A 357-nucleotide genomic window follows, 5' to 3' on the forward strand; every position below is an offset into this window, starting at 1 on the left:
TGTACAGCGGCCAGTGAACAAAGGCATCAAGGTCAAAATCGGCTTCCAGTTCGCGATTCATCCTCACCAGGAGATTCTTATTGAAAGCTTCGGTCACTCCGGCTTTATCATTATAGGCATCGAGGATCACCTGCGGATCTTTCTTCTGGTCTACTCCCATGAAGAACATGTCTCCCGGATTCATTGCTGAAGAGATCTTCTGCAAAAAGGCAACTGCTTCTTCGGGGGTGAGATTTCCAATATTGGAACCCAGGAATAAAATTACCTTTTTGCGCTCCCGGTAATCGGTCAGTTTATTCAGCACCATGGTGTAGGTACCCTGCTGTGGCGCAACTTCCACCCCGGGGATCTCCTGTT

At 48.5% G+C, this 357-nt stretch carries 1 protein-coding gene; it reads right to left on the bottom strand.

The annotated features are described in order from the left end of the window. Positions 1-357 (bottom strand): L-histidine N(alpha)-methyltransferase (locus HC176_RS17815; RefSeq protein ID WP_167920339.1); only part of this gene is annotated, 357 nt, incomplete at both ends.

It is taken from the genome of Tamlana crocina (assembly GCF_012037625.1).